This window comes from Pseudomonas sp. GL-B-12, assembly GCF_019955895.1.
Classification (GTDB): Bacteria; Pseudomonadota; Gammaproteobacteria; order Pseudomonadales; family Pseudomonadaceae; genus Aquipseudomonas.
This window is the reverse complement of record NZ_JAHBCX010000033.1, coordinates 227,865-251,230: the sequence shown is the minus strand read 5'-3', so window position 1 is coordinate 251,230 and position 23,366 is coordinate 227,865. Positions and strand designations below refer to the sequence as shown.

Sequence of the window (23,366 nt, the reverse complement as noted above, 5' to 3'; positions counted from 1 at the left end):
CCCACAGGGGGTTTTGCATTCCTTCAGAGGAATAAATGCTGAATTTAAACCGCCGCGTTATAGAACTGCTCGCTGCTCTTCTGCTCCACCAGCGCCTGCTCGATAGCTGCCTGATGCACCTCGTCGGCGTGCTCTTCGCTGGCTTCCGGCAGGATACCCAGACGCGAGAACAGTTGCATGTCCTTGTCGGCCTGCGGGTTGGCGGTGGTCAGCAGTTTGTCGCCGTAGAAAATCGAGTTGGCACCGGCGAAGAACGCCAGGGCCTGCATCTGCTCGTTCATGGCTTCGCGGCCAGCGGACAGGCGCACGTGGGATTGCGGCATCAGGATGCGCGCGACGGCGAGCATGCGGATGAAGTCGAACGGGTCGACGTCGTCAGCATTTTCCAGCGGTGTACCGGCGACTTTCACCAGCATGTTGATCGGCACCGACTCCGGATGCTCCGGCAGGTTGGCCAGCTGGATCAGCAGGTTGGCGCGGTCGTCCAGCGACTCGCCCATGCCAAGAATGCCGCCGGAGCAGATCTTCATCCCCGATTCACGCACATACGCCAGGGTTTGCAGGCGCTCGCTGTAGGTGCGGGTGGTGATGATGCTGCCGTAGAACTCCGGCGACGTATCGAGGTTGTGGTTGTAGTAGTCGAGGCCGGCCTTGGCCAGCGCTTCGGTCTGCTCCTGATCCAGGCGACCGAGGGTCATGCAGGTTTCCAGGCCCATGGCCTTCACGCCTTCGACCATCTTCAACACGTACGGCATGTCCTTGGCCGACGGGTGCTTCCACGCCGCGCCCATGCAGAAGCGGGTTGAGCCGATGGCCTTGGCACGAGCGGCCTCTTCGAGGACCTTCTGCACCTCCATCAGTTTTTCTTTTTCCAGGCCGGTGTTGTAGTGACCGGACTGCGGACAATATTTGCAATCTTCCGGGCAGGCGCCGGTTTTGATCGACAACAGGGTCGACACCTGGACGCGGTTGGCGTCGAAATGCGCACGGTGCACCGTCTGCGCCTGGAACAGCAGGTCATTGAATGGCTGAACGAAGAGTGCTTTGACTTCGGCCAAAGTCCAGTCATGACGCAGGGTTGCAGTGGTGCTGGCACTCATGGGCGTTTCCTTTGAATTATGCTTTGGCATGCGGCTGGGTAATGGAATGTCACAGCCGCCTCACAGTTGTTTCGGCATATTTAAGGAAGAGCGATGCGCTGTCAACCACGATACGAAGGACAGGTTTACATCTGGTTAAAAAACAAACAATCATGTCTCTTGTGCGATGAAACGGCCGACGGCACCCCTCCTGTCTGCACGGCCTGCGAAACCGAGTTGCCTTGGCTCGGCGATCATTGCATGACCTGCGCCCTGCCGCTCCCGGCCGCGGGCCTGACCTGCGGCCATTGCTTGAAGCAGCCACCGGCCTTCGAACAAGTGATTGTCCCCTGGACCTACAGCTTCCCGGTAGACAGCCTGATTACCCGCTTCAAACACAACGCCAAGTGGCCGTTTGGCCGCCTGCTCGCCGAACTTCTCGTTCAATACCTGCAACATCGCTTCGAAGACGATCTGCAGCGCCCCGATGCGCTGATCCCGGTGCCGCTGGCCAACCGACGCCTGCGCCAGCGCGGGTTCAATCAGGCGGCGATGCTGGCTCGCTGGTTGAGTGCGAGTCTCGATATCCCTTGCGACGAACGGTTGCTGCTACGCACCCAAGACACCGACGCCCAACAGGCCTTGAACGCCGAAGCCCGCCGAAAAAACCTGTGCAACGCTTTCGCCCTGGCACCCGGCGCCGTCGTCAAAGGCCTGCACCTGGCCCTGGTCGACGACGTACTGACCACCGGTGCCACGGCCCAGGCCCTGGCTCGCCTGCTGATGGACGCCGGTGCGGCGAGGGTCGACGTCTATTGCCTGGCCCGTACGCCCAAACCCGGCGAGACACCCTGACTTGACTCACGCGGCCCAAGCGGCCAACGTCCTCACCATCGTCACCACCCAAAGCGACTTGTCATGTCTTTGCCAACCTTGTTGTCCCAGCACATTGTCCGCCGTCCGCAGCGCATCGCCCTGCTGCAGCACATCGCCGAACAAGGCTCGATCACCCGCGCGGCAAAAAGCGCGGGCCTGAGCTACAAGGCCGCCTGGGATGCGATTGATGAGCTGAACAACCTGGCGCAGAAGCCGCTGGTGGAGCGGATCGTCGGCGGCAAGGGCGGCGGCGGTGCGCGCCTGTCCAACGAGGGGGAGCGAGTATTGCGGCTGTACCAGAAGCTGCAAGCCTTGCAGGCCCAGGTGCTGGAAGCCGCTGAAGACGCGAGTGACCTCGACCTGCTAGGGCGTCTGATGCTGCGCACCAGCGCGCGCAACCAGTTGCACGGCAAGGTGGTGGCGATTGAAACTCAGGGGCGCAACGACCTGATTCGCCTGAAAGTCGCCGAAGGCGTGATCGTCGACGCGCAGATCACCCACGACAGCACCGAGCGCCTGGAGCTGCAAATCGGCAGCGAAGTCGTGGCATTGATCAAGGCCGGCTGGCTCGACGTGCTGGAAATCAACTCCGTCGAAACCCCTGGACACAATTGCCTCAGGGGCATCATCGAAAAAATTCTCGACGCCGACGATGGCCCCTGCGAAGTGCGCATCACCCTGCCCAACGGCCTGATGCTGTGCGCATTGGCCGAACCGAGGCATCTGCAGGCATTGGGGCTGACGTCCGGCAAACCGGTGCGCGTGGAGTTTTCGCCGTCCAGGGTTCTGCTGGGCACGCCGCTTTAAACAAAACTGCAACAAAAGGTTCATTACTCTTCATTAAGGTGTCTGCACAAACCGCAGGGAGCCTGAAATGAGCCTATTAGAAGAAAACCAGTCCACCGATCTCGAAAACATGGTCGGCCTCAGCCGTCGCGGCTTCATCAGCGCAGGTGCCCTGTGCGGCGCGGCGATGTTCCTCGGCGGCAACCTGCTGAGCCGCAGCGTGATGGCCGCCAGCGTCAGCGCCGGCAACAGCCAGTTGCTGGGCTTCGACAGCATTGCCGCCGCCACCAGCGATTCCATCACCCTGCCAGCTGGCTACAAGTCCTCGGTGCTGATCAGCTGGGGTCAGCCTCTGCACAAGGACGGCCCGGCGTTCGACCCGAGCGGCAACGGCAGCGCCGAACATCAGGAAGCCCAGTTCGGCGACAACAACGACGGCATGAGCCTGTTCGAATTTCCCGGCGAAAAAGACCGGGCGCTGATGGCGATCAACAACGAATACACCAACTACCGCTACCTCTACGCCCACGGCGGCATGCCGCAGTCAGCGGAAGAAGTGCGCAAGGCGCTGGCCTGCGAAGGTGTGTCGGTGATTGAAGTGCAGCGCAAGAACGGCCAATGGCAATTCGTCCAGGGCTCGCGCTACAACCGCCGCATTCACGGCAACGCACCCATCACCCTGAGCGGCCCGGCCGCCGGACATGCCCTGCTGAAAACCAGCGCAGATCCGCACGGCAAGAACGTCCTCGGCACCTTCCAGAACTGCGCCAACGGCAAGACGCCGTGGGGCACCTATCTGACCTGTGAAGAAAACTTCACCGACTGCTTCGGCAGCAGCAACGCCGAGCAGAAATTCGACCCGGCGCAAAAACGCTACGGCGTGGTGGCCACCAGCAAAGAGATCAACTGGCACCCGCACGACGAGCGCTTCGACTTGGCGAAGACCCCCAACGAACTCAACCGTCACGGCTGGGTGGTGGAGATCGATCCGTTCGATCCGAAGTCGACGCCGGTCAAACGCACGGCCCTTGGCCGCTTCAAACACGAAAACGCCGCCTTGGCCGAAACCGGCGACGGTCATGCCGTGGTGTACATGGGCGACGATGAGCGCGGGGAGTTCATCTACAAATTCGTCAGCCGCGACAAGATCGACCACAAGAACCCCAAGGCCAACCGCGACATTCTCGACCACGGCACCCTGTACGTGGCGCGTTTCGATGCGGGCGACGGCAGCACCGATCACCCGAAAGGCCAGGGTGAATGGATCGAACTGACCCACGGTAAGAACGGCATCGACGCCAGCAGCGGTTTTGCCGATCAGGCCGAAGTTTTGATTCACGCGCGTCTCGCCGCCAGCGTGGTGAAAGCCACGCGCATGGACCGCCCGGAGTGGATCGTGGTCAGCCCCAAGGATGGTCAGGTTTACTGCACGCTGACCAACAACGCCAAACGCGGCGAAGACGGGCAACCGGTGGGCGGGCCGAACCCGCGCGAGAAGAACGTCTACGGCCAGATCCTGCGCTGGCGCACCGAGCGTGACGATCACGGCTCGAAAACATTTGCCTGGGACCTGTTCGTCGTCGCCGGTAATCCGGGGGTTCACGCCGGCACACCAAAAGGCGGATCGTCGAATATCACGCTGCAAAACATGTTCAACAGCCCGGACGGTTTGGGCTTCGACAAGGCCGGACGCTTGTGGATTCTCACCGACGGCGATTCGAGCAACGCCGGAGACTTTGCCGGCATGGGCAACAACCAGATGCTCTGTGCCGACCCGGTAACCGGCGAGATTCGCCGCTTCATGGTTGGCCCGGTAGGTTGTGAAGTGACGGGGATCAGCTTCTCGCCTGATCAGAAAACCCTGTTTGTCGGGATTCAGCATCCGGGTGAAAACGGCGGTTCGACCTTTCCCGAGCACCTGCCCAATGGCAAGCCGCGGTCTTCGGTGATGGCGATTACCCGGGAAGATGGCGGGGTCGTCGGCGCCTGATTAATCGCCATCGCGAGCAGGCTCGCTCCCACATGGGGTTTTCCGAGTGAACACGATCTGTGACACACAGGAGATCACTTGTGGGAGCGAGCCTGCTCGCGAAGGCGCCAGCCCGAGCAACACATCTCGCAACCCTGCCCCTAAAGAGCGCCCGTCTGCGCTACCATGCCTGGCCGGACGCAGCAGCCTGCTGCGCGCAGGAGTCAGCATGGCCCACCCGTTTGAAACCCTCACACCAGACCTCGTGCTCGATGCCGTAGAAAGCATCGGCTTTCTCAGCGACGCACGCATCCTGGCCCTCAACAGCTACGAGAACCGCGTCTATCAGGTCGGTATCGAAGACGCCGAGCCGCTGATCGCCAAGTTCTACCGGCCACAACGCTGGAGCAACGAGGCGATTCTGGAAGAGCACCAATTCACCGCCGAACTCGCCGACTGCGAGGTGCCGGTCGTGGCGCCGTTGATCCACAACGGTGAAACCCTGCACGAACACAACGGTTTCCGTTTCACCCTGTTCCCCCGCCGTGGCGGCCGCGCGCCGGAGCCGGGCAACCTCGACCAGCTGTATCGCCTGGGCCAGTTACTTGGACGCCTGCATGCGGTCGGCTCGACCCGGCCGTTCGAGCACCGTGAAGCGCTGGCGGTGAAAAATTTCGGCCATGACTCGCTGGCCACGTTGCTCGACGGCAACTTCATTCCCCGCAGCCTGCTGCCGGCCTACGAATCGGTGGCCCGCGATCTGCTCAAGCGCGTGGAAGATGCCTACAGCAACACGCCGCACCAGAACATTCGCATGCACGGTGACTGCCACCCCGGCAACATGATGTGCCGCGACGAGATGTTCCATATCGTCGACCTCGACGACTGCCGCATGGGCCCGGCGGTGCAGGACATCTGGATGATGCTCGCCGGCGATCGTCAGGATTGTCTGAGCCAGTTGTCGGAACTGATGGACGGCTACAACGAATTCCACGACTTCGACCCGCGTGAACTGGCGCTGATCGAACCGTTGCGCGCCTTGCGCCTGATGCACTACAGCGCCTGGCTCGCCCGCCGCTGGGACGATCCTGCATTCCCCCGCAGTTTCCCGTGGTTCGGCACCGAGCGTTACTGGGGTGATCAGGTGCTGGCGTTGCGCGAACAACTGGCGGCGCTCAACGAAGAGCCACTGAAGCTCTTCTGACCCACCCTGAATCCTGTGGGAGCGGGCTTGCTCGCGAAAGCGGACTGACATTCAACCCTTGTGCTGACTGACACTATGCTTTCGCGAGCAAGCCCGCTCCCACAGGTACTGTGTTCACAAATACCCAACCTATTCAGTCAGGACATTCGCAGACAAATCTCCTTACAATCCCTTCTTTGTTAGCTGCCTAAGCAAGGATTCTGCATGCAAGCCGCCAACCCGCGTCGCGGGTACATTCTAGGCCTGAGTGCCTACATCATCTGGGGGCTTTTCCCCCTCTACTTCAAAGCCATCGCCAGTGTGCCCGCCGTGGAAATCATCATCCACCGGGTACTGTGGTCGGCGCTGTTCGGCGCCTTGTTGCTGATGGTCTGGAAGCATCCCGGCTGGTGGCGCGAACTGCGGGAAAACCCTCGGCGGCTGGCGATCCTGGCCCTGAGCGGTGCGCTGATCGCGGCCAACTGGCTGACCTACGTCTGGTCGGTGAACAACGGCCGCATGCTGGAGGCCAGCCTCGGTTACTACATCAACCCGTTGGTGAACGTATTGCTGGGCATGCTGATTCTTGGCGAACGGCTGCGGCGCATGCAATGGATTGCCGTCGGTCTGGCGGCTGTCGGTGTGGCGCAACAGGTCTGGCAAGTCGGCAGCCTGCCGTGGGTTTCACTGGTGCTGGCACTGACCTTCGGTTTCTATGGCCTGATTCGCAAGCAGGCGCCAGTCAAGGCGCTGCCGGGGCTGGTGGTGGAAACCTGGATGCTGGTGCCGATTGCCCTCGGCTGGTTACTGCTCAATCCGACGGCCAGTAGCGCCCAGGCCGAATTCTGGACCACTTCCCAAGCCTGGTGGCTGGTCGCCGCCGGCCCGATCACACTGGTGCCGCTGGTCTGCTTCAACGCTGCTGCACGGCATATGCCCTACACGACACTGGGGTTTCTCCAGTACCTGGCACCGACACTGGTGCTGCTGCAAGCGGTCCTGCTGTTTGGCGAGCACCTGTCGTCCAGCACCTTGGTAGCGTTCATGTTTATCTGGGCCGGCCTGGCGGTTTACAGCGTCGATGCGTGGATAAGTTTGCGCCGCCGCAGCTGATCAAAAAACGCACAAAACTCTACAGGCCACGCCCCCCGTGGCCTGCATCGATCCTTCCCAAGGTTATCCACAGCGTGATCCCCGCCGTTTGTGCGCAAGTATCTGAAACTGCTGGTTTTTTGATCAGATCCTGGAGAACCGCGGTCGGCGTGGCCTGGCGGGGTGTCTCTACAGGTTATCCACAGGCCGGTGCACGTTTAACTTGGATAACCTGATCAGGGTTCACTGCGCAGCACCAATTCGACCATAAGGTCGTCAGCCAGGGTTTCCAGGCGCGACTGCAGCACGTCCAGCGACAGGGTCAGCGGGACCGCAAGAATCGCTTCGGCATGGAACAACGGCTCGCTGCTCATCGGTGCCGGACGCACTTCGGTGACCAGCCGCTCCAGATTCACCCCCTGCTCGCTCAACAAGCGCGTGATATCACGCACGATCCCCGGACGATCATTGCCCACCAGTTCCATGGCAATCGGTTTCCAGGTGCAGGATTGTTCAATGCCGCTTTCAGCGATCAACACGCGAATGCCCTGGGTAGACAAGCCCTGCAGGGCATCGACCAATTCGTCGTAGGCCTCGGCCGGCACCCCCACTCGAAGAATCCCGGCGAACTGTCCCGCCATGCGCGACATGCGGCTTTCCAGCCAGTTGCCGCCGTGCTCGGCAATGCATTGGGCAATGCGCTCGACTTGCCCTGGCTTGTCCGGAGCAAAAACAGTGAGTACGAGGTGGTCCATGGCGCAGCCCTCTAGTCATGACTTTTGTTATAGAGAACCAAGTATAGGCAAGGGGAACATTGTGGCGAGGGGGCTTGCCCCCGTTCGGCTGCGCAGCAGTCGCAAAATGAGCGGATGTAATTTTTCGTAGTACATGCACGGGAGCGGCTTCGCCACTCAACGGGGGCAAGCCCCCTCGCCACAAAAACAGACGCTCCATAGCAGAGCGCCAAAGACAATGTGTACAACTTTTTATATTTAACTGGAACAATCCAATGGTTTTTTGAGAACATCACACTCCCCGACGTGACCGCAATGCGTCATGGGGTCGCAGAACGACGTAATTAGTCTAATTTTCACAACCGCAATTCATCATGTAGTATGCCGCAGCGCGCACTACATAACGTTGGATCGATGTCTGCCGCAGGCACGTTCGCAACCCTGAAAGCCCTGTCAGCAAGGCCCCAAGCCGTTGATTGGTCCCAACCCAGCCGCCTGTCATGGGCATGTACTGGTAGACGGGTTTGTGGTTTAAATGGCCAACGGCTTCATTGTTAATTTGAAGAGCTGAAAAGCGAAATAGCTGAGCAGAGTGAGGCAAGCAATGACTGAACACGTTCAAGTCGGTGGCCTGCAGGTCGCCAAAGTCCTGTTCGACTTCGTGAACAACGAAGCCATTCCCGGTACCGGCCTCACCGCCGATAAGTTCTGGGCCGGTGCCGACAAGGTCATCCATGACCTGGCGCCGAAGAACAAAGCCCTACTCGCCAAACGCGATGATTTCCAGGCTCGTATCGATGGCTGGCACCAATCCCGCCAAGCTCTTGGGTCAACCCAGGCGCACGACCCGAAGGCCTATAAAGCCTTCCTGCAAGAGATCGGTTATCTGCTGCCAGAAGCGGCCGATTTCCAGGCAACGACACAAAACGTCGATGACGAAATCGCCCGCATGGCCGGCCCACAGCTCGTGGTACCGGTCATGAACGCGCGCTTCGCGCTCAATGCCTCGAACGCCCGCTGGGGCTCGCTGTACGACGCGCTCTACGGCACCGACGCCATCAGCGAAGCCGACGGCGCGGAAAAAGGCAAAGGCTACAACAAGGTTCGCGGCGACAAAGTCATCGCCTTCGCCCGTGCCTTCCTCGACGAAGCGGCGCCTTTGGCGGCCGGCTCCCACGTCGACTCCACCGGCTACAAGATCGTCGACGGCAAACTGGTGGTCGCCCTTAAAGGTGGCAGCAACACCGGCCTGCGCAACGATGCGCAATTGATCGGCTTCCAAGGCGATGTCGCTGCACCGACCGCGATCCTGCTGAAAAACAACGGCCTGCATTTCGAAATCCAGGTCGACGCCAGCACCCCGGTCGGCCAGACCGACGCGGCCGGCGTCAAAGACATCCTGATGGAAGCCGCGCTGACCACCATCATGGACTGCGAAGACTCGGTCGCCGCCGTCGATGCCGATGACAAAGTGGTGATCTACCGCAACTGGCTCGGCCTGATGAAGGGCGATCTGTCGGAAGACGTCGCCAAGGGCGGTCAGACCTTTACCCGCACCATGAACGCCGACCGCACCTACACCGCTGTCAATGGCAGTGAACTGAGCCTGCACGGTCGTTCGTTGCTGTTCGTGCGTAACGTCGGTCACCTGATGACCATCGACGCGATCCTTGACAGTCAAGGCAACGAAGTGCCGGAAGGCATTCTCGATGGCCTGGTCACTTGCCTGGCATCGATGCACAACCTGAACGGCAACACGTCGCGCAAAAACACCCGCACCGGCTCTATCTACATCGTGAAGCCGAAGATGCACGGCCCGGAAGAAGCGGCGTTCACCAACGAGCTGTTCGGTCGCATCGAAGACGTGCTGGGCCTACCACGCAACACCCTCAAAGTCGGGATCATGGACGAGGAGCGTCGTACCACGATCAACCTCAAGGCCTGCATCAAGGCAGCGAGTGAGCGTGTAGTGTTCATCAACACCGGTTTCCTCGACCGCACTGGCGATGAAATCCACACCTCCATGGAAGCCGGCCCGATGGTGCGCAAGGCGGACATGAAGGCGGAAAAATGGATCGGCGCCTACGAGAACTCCAACGTCGATATCGGCCTGAGCACCGGCCTGCAAGGTCGCGCACAGATCGGTAAAGGCATGTGGGCCATGCCTGACCTGATGGCAGCGATGCTCGAACAAAAAATCGCTCACCCGATGGCTGGTGCCAACACCGCCTGGGTACCATCGCCGACCGCTGCTGCCCTGCACGCGCTGCACTACCACAAGGTTGACGTGTTCGCCCGTCAGGCCGAACTGGCCAAACGTGCCCACGCTTCGGTGGACGACATCCTGACCATCCCGCTGGCGGTGAACCCGCAGTGGACCGCCGAACAGATCAAGAACGAACTGGACAACAACTCACAGGGCATTCTTGGTTATGTTGTGCGCTGGATCGACCAGGGCGTTGGTTGTTCGAAAGTGCCTGACATCAACGACGTCGGCCTGATGGAAGACCGTGCAACGCTGCGTATTTCCAGCCAGCACATCGCCAACTGGCTGCGTCACGGTATCGTCACCGAAGACCAGGTCATGGAAAGCCTCAAGCGCATGGCGCCGGTGGTTGACCGGCAGAACGCCGGCGACGCGCTGTACCGTCCTCTGGCCCCGAACTTCGACAGTAACATCGCCTTCCAGGCGGCGGTCGAACTGGTGGTTGAAGGCACGAAGCAGCCGAATGGCTACACCGAGCCGGTCCTGCACCGTCGTCGTCGCGAGTTCAAGGCGAAGAACGGGTTGTAAACCAGCTCCCTCCACAGCAATCCCTCGGTTGAAAAGCCGGGGGATTTTTGTTTCTGCGTCCTGCAAATGCAGAACTATCTCCTGAAACGCAACGCGTTTGCAGCGATGTGGCGGCCTATTCTCGATGCATTCATGAACAAGGCAATTCCAAGGACCGTGATGATGAGCGCAAACAGCTTTTCGCCACTAATGGGTTCGTCGAGTACATACCACGAGGTCAAGATACCCGATATCGGAACAATTACTGACAACGGTGCAACCTGGCTCGCCGGATACTTCTCAATCATTCGGTTCCACACCCAATACCCGAATACCGTCGCCACATAGGCCTGGAACAGGACAGATGCCAGCACTGGAGCAGTTATGTCCGTTAGCAACGACTGGAAAGGGGCTGCGCCCTTGACCCAGTAAGTCATCAGATATAGAGGCGGTGTTGCATACAGACTCGACCAAACGACAAAGGAAAATATATCAGCCACTTTGCTTCTCTTGACCAGCACATTGCAAAGACTCCAGAACAATGCGCCGAGCAGTACCAGAAAAAGCCCAAAGCTTTCGGCATCACCGTGTGTTACATGAGTAATGAACATCAGCCCCACCAACGCCATGAGAATGCCGGCCACTTGTATTGCCGTCATTTTCTCGCCAAACAGCAGTACTCCCCAGATGACCGTGAAAAAAGCACTGAACTGCAAGAGCAAAGATGTCACGCCGGCACTGACGCCAAGAAACATGCCGTAGTTCATCAGCCAACACATTCCGATACCAAACAACAAACCGTAGACGATAGTTACAAAAGTACTGACACCTTTTGGTTTCGGGATGAAGAACACCAGTGGTAATGCACAGAAAGTAAAGCGCAACGCTGTCAGTATGAACGGATCGATACCGTCAAGACTGATATCAATGACCGTAAAATTGCTGCCCCACATGACTGTCACACCGATAATAAGTACAAGATCGCGAAATTCAATTTTCTTTATCATATCGTCCTCATTGCGACACACAACCACACAATCCAGGAAGAGTAATGACCTTTGTCGGTATTTTATCCGCAGGAACTAGCCGCAGACTGAATACACGACGACCATCGGCATACTCAAGCCACTAAAAAGCGGAGTGCCAAACTGGTAACCTGGATAGTGCTACGACAGATTTTATTAAACCAAGTACAACATCAAATAGATGCCTGCGTTGGTTTTCAAGAACCGAACGATATCTGATTAATCGAAAGAAGAAACAAGCTATTTGTGAGTAGCTTTTTCGCAGACCAACTAGATAAACTTAATTACAAGTTAAATTCACAAAAACAACTCGAACCTGCAACTAACAATTACAGGAGTCCAGTTATTTAATGCCCAATTCACGTTTTACCAGTGTCAGCAGATGACTGGCATCGATCGGCTTGAGCAGAAAGTCCACCACGCTCAAATGCATTGCGGCGATCGCATCCTTCACGTCGGCGTCACCCGAGACAATGATGATCGGCAATGCCGCCCTTACCGATTCGCGTACCTGACGGATCAGTTCCAAACCGTCAACGCCGCCCATCCGCAGATCGGTGATAAGTAAACCGATCGAGGGCTTTTTGATCTCTGCCTCGGTCACCAGGATCTTGAGTGCCGCTTCGCCACTGGCCGCCGTCAGGCAGCGAATGCCCTCTAACGCAAGGATCTCTGACAGCAGCTTCCGGGCGCCTTTATCGTCGTCGACGATCAGCACCCGTTGCAGCGGCAGGTCAGGCTCCAGCATGACGGCACTGAGCGCTTCGCGCTCGGCGTCACTCAAAATATCGTGGTCGGACATGGCTTTCCCTATAGGTTCAATTCATTTCCCTTGCACAGTGCTGAGACATCGCTGAGCAGACCACCAATGTGCACTTCGTCGGATATTTTTCCAATAGCAGAATAGAGCGGTTTTTCTCGCAGTTGCGTAAGGTTTTTCCGACATTCCATCACCCTGATTGCCTACCTAGACTTACGTCCAATGGGCACCCCGGCCACAGGGGTCGACCATGTCTGGGTCATCCGACTACAACAATTCAAAAAAGACTGCGGTAATGGTTATGAGTAAAGCGGACGCCTTCACACAGGCAGGGAAAACCGCGGTGTTGCAGAACATCCAGGGCACGTTGCAATTCCTTCAGCGCTTCCCGCCCTTCAACCAAATGGAACACGCTCACCTGGCGTATCTGGTTGAGCAATGTCAGCTGCGTTTTTACGCCCCCGGCGAGAGCATCATCAAACCCGCCGACGGCCCGGTCGAGCACTTCTATATCGTCAAGCAAGGCCGAGTCGTGGGCGAGCGTCCGCACACGGCAAAAGGTGGCACCGAAACGGTCTTCGAGATCACCACCGGCGAGTGTTTCCCCCTCGCGGCGTTGCTGGGTGAACGGGCGACCCGCACCGAGCACCTGGCCGGCGAGGACACCTTCTGCCTGCAACTGAACAAGCCGGCGTTCATCCGCCTGTTTTCGCTATCGGACACCTTCCGCAACTTCGCCCTGCGCTGCGTCAGCAGCCTGCTGGATCAGGTCAACCAGCAAGTGCAGCAAAAAGCCGTGGAAACCCTGGGCACCCAATATTCGCTCAATACCCGACTGGGCGAATTGGCCATGCGCCACCCGGTAACGTGCGGCCCGCAGACGCCGTTGCGCGAAGCCGTGACGTTGATGCATGACCAGCAAGTCGGCAGCATCGTGGTGGTCGACGAACACAAGGCGCCACTGGGGATTTTCACCCTGCGCGACCTGCGTCAGACCGTGGCCAACGGCAGCAGTGATTTCAACGAAGCCATCGAAGGGCACATGACCCGGGCACCGTTTTTCCTGTCGCCGGATCACAGTGCATTCGACGCGGCGATTGCCATGACCGAGCGTCACATCGCCCATGTCTGTCTGGTCAAGGACCAACGCTTGTGCGGCGTGGTTTCCGAGCGCGATCTGTTTTCCCTGCAACGGGTCGACCTGGTGCACCTGGCGCGCACTATCCGCAATGCCCAGAAAGTGGAAAACCTGGTGGCGCTGCGGGGCGAAATCGGTCAACTGGTCGAGCGCATGCTGGCCCACGGCGCGTCTTCGACGCAGATCACCCACATCATCACCTTGCTCAACGACCACACTGTGTGCCGGGTGATCGAACTGACCCTCGCCGAAAAAGGCGACCCCGGCGTGCCGTTCAGTTGGCTGTGTTTCGGCAGTGAAGGCCGTCGCGAGCAGACCCTGCACACCGATCAGGACAACGGCATTTTGTTCGAAGCCAGGGACGCGGCCCATGCCGCCGAGATTCGCGGCAAGCTGCTGCCCATTGCCCAGCAGATCAACCAGAGCCTGGCGCTGTGCGGCTTCACCTTGTGCAAGGGCAATATCATGGCCGGCAACCCCGAGCTGTGCCTGTCCCGGGCCGAATGGGCGCGGCGCTTTGCGGCGTTTATCCGCGAGGCAACCCCGGAGAACCTGCTGGGTTCGAGCATCTATTTCGATTTGCGCGTGGTCTGGGGCAGCGACCAAGGCTGCGAGCAGTTGCGTCGGGGCATTCTCGATCAGGTCGGCGACAACCGTTTGTTCCAGCGCATGATGGCCGAGAATGCGCTGCGCAATCGCCCGCCCGTAGGGCGTTTCCGCGAGTTCGTGCTGGCGCGCAAAAATGGTGAGAAGGCCACCCTGGACTTGAAGATTCAGGGCCTGGCACCCTTTGTCGACGGCGCCCGGTTGCTGGCCCTGGTCCACGGTATCGAAGCGAACAACACGCTGGAGCGTTTTCGCCAGTTGGTCGACAAGGAGGTCATCGACCCCCTGGACGGCGCCGCGTACGAAGAGGCCTATCACTTCATCCAGCAAACCCGCATGCAGCAACATCAACTGCAGACCCGGGAGAATTTTCCTTACTCAAATCGGGTCGATCCCGACAGCCTCAATCATCTGGACCGGCGCATCCTGCGTGAGTCCCTGCGCCAGGCACAACGCCTGCAAAGCAGCCTGACTTTGCGGTATCAGTTATGAGCCTGTTTTCGTGGCTGCGCCCGGCGAGCCCCACCCTGCCAGCCCACCTGCAACATCGGCTGGAGCAATTACCGACGGCTGCCGACCTGGCTGATTGCAGCCTGCGCGAGCAGCGCTGGGTAGTGCTCGATCTGGAAACCACCGGCTTGAACCTGAACAAGGACCACGTGTTGTCCATCGGCGCGGTAGTGATCGAGGACGGGGCCATCGACTTTCGCCAGCAGTTCGAACGCACCCTGCAATATCCGCAAGTGAAACTCGGCCCCAGCGTGCTGATCCATGGCATTGGCCCCAGCGCCATTGCGGCGGGCAGCGACCCGGCAGAAGCACTGCTCGACCTGATGGAGTACATCGGGGACAGTCCGGTGCTGGCCTTCCACGCGCCGTTTGACCAGCACATGCTCGGCCGTGCGCTGAAAGATCACCTGGGTTTCAAATTGCAGCATCCGCTTCTGGACGTGGCGGACATTGCGCCGCTGCTATGCCCCCAGGCGCACATTCGCGAGGCCGGGCTGGACGACTGGATCGACTGGTTCAAGCTCGAAGTCTTCGAGCGCCACCACGCCAGCGCCGACGCCCTGGCCACCGCCGAACTGATGCTGATCCTGTTCAGCCGTGCGCGGCAGCAGCAGATTCATAGCCCGTTGAATCTGCAACAGCGCTTGAATCAGTGGAAACGCCGGCAGCAGGCGCCGTCCTTCTGACCTATACGCACCCCTGTAGGAGCGAGCCTGCTCGCGAAAAATCATCTGACACCTCGGTCTTGCCAGAAAAACGTGTCACCGTTGACGATTTTCGCGAGCAGGCTCGCTCCTACAGGGGCCGTCACCAAATTCCCACCCGACCAACGCCAATTGCTTACCTCCCTCGCCTCTGCCACAATCGCGAACAATTCTCGTTAGTTAATATTTCCCAATCGGTGATGCGGCGTGTTGTCAGTTCCAAGCCCTCAAAGTGAGCTCGTCGATGCGTTGTATCGTGACCATCGCGGTTGGCTATTGGCCTGGCTTCGACGCAACGTCGCCTGCCCACAACGGGCCGAAGACCTGAGCCAGGACACTTTCGTGCGCTTGCTGGGCCGTGAGGAACTGAAGGTCCCGCGCGAGCCGCGGGCGTTCCTGGTGGCGATCGCCAAGGGCCTGCTCTTCGATTATTTCCGTCGCGCCGCGCTGGAACAGGCTTACCTCACCGAGCTGATGCTGATTCCCGAAGCCGAGCAACCGTCGGCGGAAGAACAGCAAATGATCCTCGAAGACCTGAAAAACATCGACCGCTTGCTCGGTAAGCTTTCCAGCAAGGCCCGGGCGGCGTTCCTCTACAACCGCCTCGACGGCCTCGGCCACGCAGAAATCGCCGAGCGCCTCGGTGTGTCGGTGCCGCGGGTGCGCCAGTACCTGGCCCAAGGCATTCGCCAGTGCTACATCGCGCTGTATGGTGAGCCGACATGAATCCGCTCAGTTCCAAACCGGTATCGGCCAACGTGCTGGACGCGGCGATTGCCTGGCAGTTGTCCATGGACTCCGCCAACCCGGTAGAGCGCGAAGAGTTCGCCAAGTGGCACGCGGCCCACGAAGAGCACGCCCGCGCCTGGCGCCAGTTGGGCATGCTCGACCAGCGTTTCAGCGTGGCCAGCGGCCCGGCCCGCACGGCCCTGCTGCAATCGCGCGAAGGCATTCGTCGGCGCGTGCGTAAGCTTGGCAACGGTGTCGCCAGTATCGTTGCCGTGATCGGCCTGGCCCTGTTCGCCGGGGATCGTTACCTGCCGATCGACTATTGGCTGGCCGACCAGCGCACCGCCGTTGGCGAGCAACGCACCCTGCGCCTGGCTGACGGCACGCTGATCAATCTCAACACCCACAGCGCCCTGGATGTGCGCTTCGATGAAAAGCAGCGGCGCATCGTGCTTCAGGAAGGCGAAATCCTGGTCGAAACCGGCCATGGCGATCCCCGGCCGTTCATCGTCGAAACCCGCGAAGGCAGCATGCGTGCTCTGGGTACGCGGTTTCTGGTCAAGCGCGAGGAAGACGGAACGCGTTTGAGCGTCTTGCAGTCGGCGGTGGCGGTTCACCCTGAGTCCAACCTTGACGAACAGATTCTGCGCGAAGGCCAGCAGGTACTGATCCGCAACAACGGCCTGGGCCCGGTTCTGGCCGTCAACCTCGGCGCGGATGCCTGGACCCGCGGCATGCTGGTGGTGGACAACACGCGGCTGGAAGATCTGGTGCATGAAATCGGCCGCTATCGAAACGGTTACGTCGGCGTCGCACCGGAAGTGGCCGACCTGCGCATCACCGGCAGCTTCCCGCTGCGCGACACCGACCTGGCACTCAATGCCCTGCTGCCAACCCTGCCGGTGCAGATCGAACAGCACACGCAATGGTGGGTGAAGGTGGTGGCCAAGGCCGATACCAAGCCCTGAAATGCTTTGTGTCTGATCAACCGCCATCGCGAGCAAGCTCGCTCCCACATTGGAATGCATTTCAAAATGTGTGCGAGCTTGCTCGCGATGACGGCGTTCGACTCCCCGCAAAAACCGTTTTGACCCAATACCAGCCGCAACCAACTTCTAAATCGAAATTATTTTCATCCAGCCCTATCACTTTTTGATTTTCGTCCGGCACACAGGCAATTGAGAAATGTTTCCATTCAGGAGCCGCTGTATGCCTCGTTCGCTAGACTCCCTGTTGCGCCGCAGTTTGCTGGCAGTCGCCATTGCCCTTTGCACCCCTTTGGCCAGCAGCCAACTGGTCGCCGCTGAACAGATGTCCAGCGTCCGCGCCTACAACCTGCCGGCCGCGCCGTTGGCCAGCACCCTGAACCAGATCGCCAGCCAGGCGGGATTGGCCCTGTCGTTGAATCCATCCCTGGCGGCGGGCAAGACCTCGGCGCCGGTCAAAGGCCAGTTCGATGCAACCGGCGCCCTGCGCGAAGCCCTGCGTGGCACCGGGCTGCAACTGGAGCTGAGCAGTGCGGGCACCTATAGCCTGGTGGCCGTGCCCGAGGGTGTGATGGACCTGCCGGCCACCAGCGTGATCGGTGTGGAAGACTCTGAAAGCGCTTGGGGCCCGGCACAGGGCTACCTGGCCAAGCGCACGGCCGCCGGCACCAAGACCGACACCGCGCTGGTCGAGGCGCCGCGTTCGATTTCGGTCGTCACTCGTGAGCAGATGGACGACCGCAACGCGCACACCCTCGATGATGCCGTGCGCTACTTGCCGGGCATCACCGCCAGCAGTTTCGGCAGCGACACCCGCTCCGACTGGTTGCGCGTGCGGGGTTTCGAACCGACTCAATTCCTCGACGGCCTGCCACTGCCAAAAGGTGTGTACTCCAACCCGAAACAGGAAACCTGGAACCTCGACCGACTGGCGCTGCTGCGCGGCCCAGCCTCCTCGGTGTACGGCCAGACCCCGCCGGGCGGCCTGCTGGACATGGTCAGCCGTCGCCCAAGCGCTGAGGCCAGCAGCGAGATCCAACTGCAATACGGCAGCGACAATCATCGCCAGATCAACTTCGCCAGCACCGGCAAGATCGACGACGAAGGCCAGTTCCTGTACAGCCTCAGCGGCGTGCTGCGCGACGGCGGCACGCCCATCGACCACATCGATGACAAGCGCTACAACATTGCGCCAAGCCTGACCTGGAACATCGACGAAGACACCAGGTTCACCCTGCTCACGCAATTCACCCGTGACGATACCGGTATCACCAGTCAGTTCTATCCGATCCAGGGCACCAAGATCGACATGCCGTTCGGCGAGATCTCCCACCACAAGAACCTGGGTGATCCGAACTACGACTTCTACGACCGCACCTACTACGCGCTGGGTTATGCCTTCGAACACCGCCTGAACGATGTCTGGCAGTTCCGGCAGAACCTGCGCTACACCAAGTCGGAGCTGTCGTTCCAGGCCGTGACCGTCAACAGCTACAACCCTGACTTTGCCGAGTTCGGGTTTGTCGTCGACGATCAAGGCAACACCGGCCGTGGCACCACCAATGTCGACGAAGACATCGCCCAGTTCGCCGTGGACAACAACTTCCAGGGCGACTTCGTCACCGGCGACGTCATTCACACCTTGCTGATCGGCCTGGACCACCAGCGCAACACCACCAACTACCTCTCGATCTTCGGCACCGCGCCGGGCATCAACGTCAACGACCCGATCTATGGCTTGCCGATCGAACGTCCGGCACGCTCCACGGCGTTCTACGACTACGAGCAGAAGACCCAGCAGACCGGCCTGTACATCCAGGACCAGATGGCCCTCGACCAATGGCGCCTGACCCTCGGCGGCCGTGAAGACTGGGTCCATACCGGTACCACGTTCTTCAACAAGGGCGATGCCACCAACACCGAACGCGACAAGAACTTCAGCGGCAACGCGGCGATCAGCTACGTGTTCGACTCGGGCTTCGTGCCCTACCTGTCCTACGCCGAATCGTTCCAGCCGACCAGCAATGCCGTCGCCTCGCCAACCGAGTCGTTCAAGCCGACCGAAGGCAAGCAATGGGAACTGGGGATCAAGTACCAGCCACCAGGCAGCAACACCCTGCTGACCGCGGCTGTGTATGACCTGACCCAGAAAAACGTTTCCGTCACCAACAACGTGGGCAACGTGACAGTCACCAGCCAGACAGGTGAAGTGAAAGTCAAAGGCCTGGAGCTGGAAGCCGTTTCCGTCGTGACTGAAAACCTCAAGGTCACCGCTGCCTACACCCTGGCCAAATCCGAAGTGCAAGAGGGCATTTACAAGGGCAATCGCCTGCAACTGATGCCTAACCAGCAAGCGTCGGTGTGGGGCGACTACACCTGGCACAACGGCGTGCTGGATGGCTTCGGCATCGGCGCCGGCGCGCGCTACACCGGCAACACCTACGGCGACCAGGCCAACACCTGGTTGGGCAAGGCCGGCGCCTACACGGTGTTCGACGCGGTGGTTCACTACGACCTCGGTCGCCTGGACAACAGCCTCAAAGGCGCTTCGCTGGCCGTTAACGCAACCAACCTGTTCGACAAGGACTACATCTCGACTTGCGACAGTTTCTACTGCTACTACGGCGACCAGCGCAGTGTCGTCGCAAGTGCAACCTACAAGTGGTAACGCTCTGAGCTGGCGCGCCCAATAACCAGGCCGTCCTTTGTGGACGGCTTTGGTTTTTCTGAAGGCTATGAAATGAAAAGTAAAACAATTCGCCGCTGGTCCGCTGTTCATACCTGGACCAGCCTGATTTGTACGGTGTTCCTGTTGCTGCTGGCACTGACCGGCCTGCCGCTGATCTTTCACCACGAGATCGACCACTTGCTGGGCGATGCGCCTGACGTGAAGGAAATGCCAGCGGACACCCCGCACCTGAATTTGCAGCAGTTGGTAAAAGCGGCCGAGAGACACCGTCCCGGTGAAGTCATGCAGTATTTCGGCTTCGAGGACGATGAGCCCAACGCGGTGCTGACCATCATGGCCGCGACCGCAGGCACCGAGCCGAACTCGTCCCACACCTTCATGCTCGACGCCCGTACCGGCGAAGCGCTGGAGACGCCATCGGCCAACGGCGGTTTCATGATGACCATGCTGCGCCTGCACGTGGACATGTTCGCCGGCTTGCCGGGCAAGTTGCTGCTGGCGTTCATGGGGATTCTGTTCGTGGTGGCGATCGTTTCCGGCACGGTGTTGTATTTGCCGTTCATGCGCCGCTTGAAATTCGCCACCGTGCGCCAGGACAAATCCATGCGCCTGCGCTGGCTCGACCTGCATAACCTGATCGGCGTCGTGACCTTGACCTGGGCTTTGGTGGTGGGCGTGACGGGCGTAATCAGTGCCTGCGCCGACCTGATCATTGCCGCCTGGCGCAACGACAGCCTGAGCGCGATGGTCGCGCCGTACCGCGATGCGCCACCGCTGACGCAACGAGCGCCCGCGCCCCCTTTGCTCGATATTGCCAAGGACGTCGCGCCAGGCATGCAGCCGGACTTCATCGCCTTCCCCGGCACGCGGTTTTCCAGCGAGCACCATTACGCGGTGTTCATGAAAGGCAGCACGCACCTGACCTCACATCTACTGACACCCGTGTTGATCGACGCCCGCACCCTGCAAGTCACCGCCGTGGCCGAACGACCGTGGTACATGGACGCCATGGGCATGTCGCAGCCACTGCACTTCGGTGACTACGGCGGCATGCCGATGAAGATCCTCTGGGCGACCCTCGATGTGCTGACCATCATCGTGCTCGGCAGCGGGGTCTACCTGTGGGTGGTACGGCGCAAGGCTGCCAGGCCGGTGCTGGAAAAAGCGGAGAGCGTGGCATGAAGCCCCGGCAATCGAATTACTGGAAAGTGTTTGCCATTCCGACCGTCATCGCGGTGCTCAGCGCGGCAGGGTTGTTTGCCGCGTTGCTCGGGGATGGTGTGTGGGATTCGTTGAGCTGGGTGGGGTTGGGCATCCCGGCTGTGCTAGCCCTACGCGGCCTCCTGCAACGCCGCTGACCCCTGTAGGAGCGAGCCTGCTCGCGATGGGGCCGTATCAGTCGATATTGAATTGACTGACACACCGCCATCGCGAGCAGGCTCACTCCTACAGGGGTGTTTGCCATCTTGAGCTATCGCTCCAACACGCTATGCTGCCCGACACTGCCACCGATCGAGACGCTGCCATGTCCGCCCCGAGCATGACCCTGTACCACAACCCGCTCTCCCCCTTCGTTCGCAAAGTCATGGTGCTGTTGCACGAAACCGGTCAACAGAACCGCGTGGCGTTGCAGACCAGTGTGCTCACCCCGGTCAACCCGGACTTGACTCTGATCGAAGATAACCCGCTGAGCAAAATCCCGGCCCTGCGCCTGGCCGACGGCAACATCATCCACGACAGCCGGGTCATCCTCGACTACCTCGACCACCAGCACGTCGGCAACCCGCTGATCCCCCGCGAAGGTTCGGCCCGCTGGCGGCGCCTGACCCTGGCGTCGCTGGCCGACGGGATCATGGACGCGGCCGTGCTGGTGCGCTACGAAGTCGCCCTGCGCGCCCCGGAGAAACACTGGGACGAGTGGCTCGACGGCCAGCGCGACAAGATCCGTCGTGCCCTGGCATTGCTGGAAAAGGACGCGATTGCCGAGCTGACCTGCCACTTCGACGTGGCCGCGATCAGCGTGGCCTGCGCACTGGGTTACCTGGACCTGCGCCATCCGGATCTGGATTGGCGCACAGCGAATCCGCAACTTGCGGCGTGGTATTTCGAGGTGAGTCAGCGGCCTTCGATGATTGCGACGATGCCGAAGATTTAAGCCTTCAAAAGATCAGCAATCCGGCTTGTCGGCCGTAAACCGCCGAGCCGGATTCACCGCCGCGCCAAACTCACGCAGCGCCTTCGCGCCGATCAGCAACGGATAATTGAAGCTGCTGCGGTCAGTCAGGTTGACCTCGACCGTGCGCTTGACGTTACCCAGACACAGTTCCAGATCGACCACCGGACGCTTGGTGGGTGCGATCACTTCGCTGTCTTCCTCTTCCTCTTCGGAGCGGGTCTTGATCTTGCTGATGCGCGCGATCTTGTGTTCGTAGACCTGATTGCCCGCGTCCTTGGTGCCGAGGCGGAAACGCACCCAGTCTTCGCCGTCACGCTTGAAAGTTTCGATGTCCTTGGCCGACAGCGACGCAGTCAGGGCGCCGGTATCCATTTTGGCCTTGAGGACCTGCCCGCCGATTTCCGGCAGGGCGATGTATTCATAACGCCCGTACAGGGTCGGCTCGGCGGCCATGACCGGCAGGGCGATGAGGGAGAGCACTGCAAGGAGGGATTTCACGTGATGGGTTTCCATGAGAGTGAGCAGTCGGATTTTAGACCGTCGTTCGCTTGATCGTTCCCACAAGGTTACCGACCCAAAAGTGAAACATTCGTCAGCACCGATTTGGCCTGCCGCCCGAAGCTGCTTATCATGGCGCGCCCAAACGCTTCCACGAGTGACTTATGCGCCGCCTGCTCACCGGCTGTTTCGTGACCCTGCTGCTTGTGCTCAATACCCTGGTCCTGATCGGGCCGTTGATGGTGTTTGCCCTGCTCAAACTGGTCCTGCCCGGCCGTTTTCGCGATTACGCCTCATGGTCGGTGATGTGGATCGCCGAGACCTGGTCGGAAATCGACAAGCTGATTTTCCGCTGGTGTATCCCCACCCGATGGGACATCCGCGGCTGTGACGATCTGCGTCGTGATACCTCGTATCTGGTGATCAGCAACCATCAATCCTGGGTCGACATCCCGGCGCTGATCCAGACGCTGAACCGGCGCACGCCGTTCTTCAAATTTTTCCTCAAGAAAGAACTGATCTGGGTGCCCTTCCTGGGCCTGGCGTGGTGGGCGCTGGATTACCCGTTCATGAAACGCTACAGCAAGGCGTTCCTGGCCAGGCATCCGGAACTGGCCGGCAAGGATCTGGAAATCACCAGGCAAGCCTGCGAACTGTTCAAGCGCCAACCGGTGACGGTGGTCAATTACCTCGAAGGCACTCGCTTCACGGCAGCTAAATCTTCCCAGCAACAGTCACCGTTCAATCGCCTGCACAAGCCCAAGGCCGGCGGGGTGGCCTTTGTGCTGGCGGCGATGGGTGAACAGCTGGACGCGATTCTCGATGTGACGGTGGTTTACCCGCAGCAGAAGATTCCGGGGTTCTGGGACTTGATCAGCGGCAATGTGCCGAGGGTCATCATCGATATCCAGACCCGCGAACTCGACCCGGCGCTGTGGCAGGGCGATTACGAAAACGATCCGCTGTTTCGTGAAAAAACCCAGAACTGGGTCAACCAGCTCTGGATCGAAAAGGATCAGCGCATCGACGCCCTGCGCGCCGGGCGCCGCTGAA

The 23,366-nt window shown here is 59.9% G+C and carries 20 protein-coding genes; 15 read left to right on the top strand and 5 right to left on the bottom strand.

Features of this window, described 5'->3' with window-relative positions:
• Window positions 1-44: 44 nt before the first annotated feature.
• Complete coding sequence (gene bioB, locus KGA85_RS19030; RefSeq protein WP_223460379.1) at window positions 45-1,100, bottom strand: biotin synthase BioB; 1,056 nt, start codon at window positions 1,098-1,100, stop codon at window positions 45-47.
• Between the two features lie 93 nt (window positions 1,101-1,193).
• Between bioB and KGA85_RS19025 the strand changes: the two genes are divergently transcribed.
• The 5 genes from KGA85_RS19025 (at window position 1,194) to rarD (ending at window position 7,006) form a co-directional block, all read left to right on the top strand.
• Window positions 1,194-1,934: a ComF family protein gene (locus KGA85_RS19025; protein ID WP_223460381.1), complete on the top strand. Its 741-nt coding sequence runs from the start codon at window positions 1,194-1,196 to the stop codon at window positions 1,932-1,934.
• A 63-nt stretch (window positions 1,935-1,997) separates the two neighbouring features.
• Entirely contained in the window at window positions 1,998-2,762 is a 765-nt protein-coding gene (locus KGA85_RS19020) for a TOBE domain-containing protein (protein WP_223460383.1), read from the top strand.
• Between the two features lie 67 nt (window positions 2,763-2,829).
• Window positions 2,830-4,731 carry a PhoX family protein gene (locus tag KGA85_RS19015; protein ID WP_223460385.1) on the top strand — a complete coding sequence of 634 codons (1,902 nt, stop codon included), beginning with the start codon at window positions 2,830-2,832 and terminating at the stop codon, window positions 4,729-4,731.
• Window positions 4,732-4,939: 208 nt separating this feature from the next.
• A complete protein-coding gene (locus KGA85_RS19010) occupies window positions 4,940-5,914 on the top strand; it encodes a serine/threonine protein kinase (protein ID WP_008048240.1) in 975 nt (324 codons plus the stop codon).
• A 204-nt stretch (window positions 5,915-6,118) separates the two neighbouring features.
• Window positions 6,119-7,006 carry an EamA family transporter RarD gene (rarD, locus tag KGA85_RS19005; protein WP_223460387.1) on the top strand — a complete coding sequence of 296 codons (888 nt, stop codon included), beginning with the start codon at window positions 6,119-6,121 and terminating at the stop codon, window positions 7,004-7,006.
• A 215-nt stretch (window positions 7,007-7,221) separates the two neighbouring features.
• On the opposite strand, the gene KGA85_RS19000 is transcribed toward rarD, so the two are convergent.
• Window positions 7,222-7,740, bottom strand: a complete 519-nt coding sequence (locus tag KGA85_RS19000) for a glycine cleavage system protein R (RefSeq protein ID WP_223460390.1) — start codon at window positions 7,738-7,740, stop codon at window positions 7,222-7,224.
• A gap of 583 nt (window positions 7,741-8,323) precedes the next feature.
• Here KGA85_RS19000 and KGA85_RS18995 point away from each other — a divergent pair.
• Window positions 8,324-10,513, top strand: a complete 2,190-nt coding sequence (locus tag KGA85_RS18995) for a malate synthase G (protein WP_223460391.1) — start codon at window positions 8,324-8,326, stop codon at window positions 10,511-10,513.
• A 74-nt stretch (window positions 10,514-10,587) separates the two neighbouring features.
• Here the strand turns inward: KGA85_RS18995 and KGA85_RS18990 are convergent, their stop codons facing one another.
• Both KGA85_RS18990 and KGA85_RS18985 read right to left on the bottom strand, forming a co-directional pair.
• Complete coding sequence (locus KGA85_RS18990) at window positions 10,588-11,499, bottom strand: EamA family transporter (protein WP_223460393.1); 912 nt, start codon at window positions 11,497-11,499, stop codon at window positions 10,588-10,590.
• A 361-nt stretch (window positions 11,500-11,860) separates the two neighbouring features.
• The gene (locus KGA85_RS18985; protein WP_223460395.1) at window positions 11,861-12,319 is read right to left on the bottom strand and encodes a response regulator; all 459 of its coding nucleotides are present in this window, start codon (window positions 12,317-12,319) and stop codon (window positions 11,861-11,863) included.
• A gap of 253 nt (window positions 12,320-12,572) precedes the next feature.
• Between KGA85_RS18985 and KGA85_RS18980 the strand changes: the two genes are divergently transcribed.
• The 8 genes from KGA85_RS18980 (at window position 12,573) to KGA85_RS18945 (ending at window position 21,794) form a co-directional block, all read left to right on the top strand.
• Window positions 12,573-14,513 carry a putative nucleotidyltransferase substrate binding domain-containing protein gene (locus KGA85_RS18980; RefSeq protein WP_223460396.1) on the top strand — a complete coding sequence of 647 codons (1,941 nt, stop codon included), beginning with the start codon at window positions 12,573-12,575 and terminating at the stop codon, window positions 14,511-14,513.
• Entirely contained in the window at window positions 14,510-15,217 is a 708-nt protein-coding gene (locus KGA85_RS18975; RefSeq protein WP_223532940.1) for a PolC-type DNA polymerase III, read from the top strand. The genes KGA85_RS18980 and KGA85_RS18975 overlap by 4 nt, the downstream gene beginning before the upstream one ends.
• Window positions 15,218-15,442: 225 nt before the next feature.
• Window positions 15,443-15,961 (top strand): RNA polymerase sigma factor, encoded by a 519-nt coding sequence (locus KGA85_RS18970; protein ID WP_223460400.1) that lies wholly within the window; start codon window positions 15,443-15,445, stop codon window positions 15,959-15,961.
• On the top strand, window positions 15,958-16,932 hold the full coding sequence (locus tag KGA85_RS18965) for a FecR domain-containing protein (RefSeq protein ID WP_223460402.1): 975 nt from the start codon (window positions 15,958-15,960) through the stop codon (window positions 16,930-16,932). The genes KGA85_RS18970 and KGA85_RS18965 overlap by 4 nt, the downstream gene beginning before the upstream one ends.
• A gap of 241 nt (window positions 16,933-17,173) precedes the next feature.
• Window positions 17,174-19,618 carry a TonB-dependent siderophore receptor gene (locus tag KGA85_RS18960; RefSeq protein ID WP_223532938.1) on the top strand — a complete coding sequence of 815 codons (2,445 nt, stop codon included), beginning with the start codon at window positions 17,174-17,176 and terminating at the stop codon, window positions 19,616-19,618.
• Between the two features lie 72 nt (window positions 19,619-19,690).
• Window positions 19,691-20,821 carry a PepSY-associated TM helix domain-containing protein gene (locus tag KGA85_RS18955; protein ID WP_223460406.1) on the top strand — a complete coding sequence of 377 codons (1,131 nt, stop codon included), beginning with the start codon at window positions 19,691-19,693 and terminating at the stop codon, window positions 20,819-20,821.
• Window positions 20,818-20,997 (top strand): hypothetical protein, encoded by a 180-nt coding sequence (locus KGA85_RS18950; RefSeq protein WP_223460408.1) that lies wholly within the window; start codon window positions 20,818-20,820, stop codon window positions 20,995-20,997. Before KGA85_RS18955 ends, KGA85_RS18950 begins: the two co-directional genes overlap by 4 nt.
• Before the next feature lie 167 nt (window positions 20,998-21,164).
• Window positions 21,165-21,794, top strand: a complete 630-nt coding sequence (locus KGA85_RS18945) for a glutathione S-transferase family protein (RefSeq protein WP_223460410.1) — start codon at window positions 21,165-21,167, stop codon at window positions 21,792-21,794.
• Window positions 21,795-21,806: 12 nt separating this feature from the next.
• On the opposite strand, the gene KGA85_RS18940 is transcribed toward KGA85_RS18945, so the two are convergent.
• Window positions 21,807-22,313, bottom strand: a complete 507-nt coding sequence (locus tag KGA85_RS18940) for an ATP-dependent zinc protease (protein ID WP_223460412.1) — start codon at window positions 22,311-22,313, stop codon at window positions 21,807-21,809.
• Between the two features lie 164 nt (window positions 22,314-22,477).
• Here KGA85_RS18940 and KGA85_RS18935 point away from each other — a divergent pair, with 164 nt between their 5' ends.
• Window positions 22,478-23,365 carry an acyltransferase gene (locus KGA85_RS18935; RefSeq protein WP_223460414.1) on the top strand — a complete coding sequence of 296 codons (888 nt, stop codon included), beginning with the start codon at window positions 22,478-22,480 and terminating at the stop codon, window positions 23,363-23,365.
• Window position 23,366: the final 1 nt, after the last annotated feature.